The 252-nt window shown below is 65.1% G+C and carries 1 protein-coding gene; it reads right to left on the bottom strand.

Annotated features, from left to right (window positions below; all coding sequences use genetic code 11):
• Positions 1 to 126: 126 nt before the first annotated feature.
• Positions 127 to 252, bottom strand: a 126-nt coding sequence (locus GVL12_RS26105; protein WP_159918410.1) for a 2-oxo acid dehydrogenase subunit E2, incomplete at its 5' end; no start/stop codon positions are given.

Genomic DNA, 252 nt, shown 5'->3' with positions numbered 1-252 from the left:
GTGCCTTGGCGGGCGGTCTGCGTCGTTGCAGATCCTCGCAATAGCAGGGCTATTGCTGCGGTACTGCGCCTAGCATCCCATCCCGCCAAGGCGCTGTCGCGGCGCGAAGAGTTCGTGAACACGTTCTTACAGCACGATGCGGCGATAGTCCGCCAGCAACTGGCCCAGATAGGCGTTGAAGCGCGCGGCCAGCGCGCCGTCGATGACGCGGTGGTCGTACGACAGCGACAGCGGCAGTTGCAGGCGCGCAAC

Source organism: Pantoea sp. 18069 (genome assembly GCF_902706035.1).
Classification (GTDB): Bacteria; Pseudomonadota; Gammaproteobacteria; order Burkholderiales; family Burkholderiaceae_C; genus Comamonas.
The sequence above is the reverse complement of the archived record's forward strand: the minus strand, read 5'-3'. Positions and strand labels throughout refer to the sequence as shown.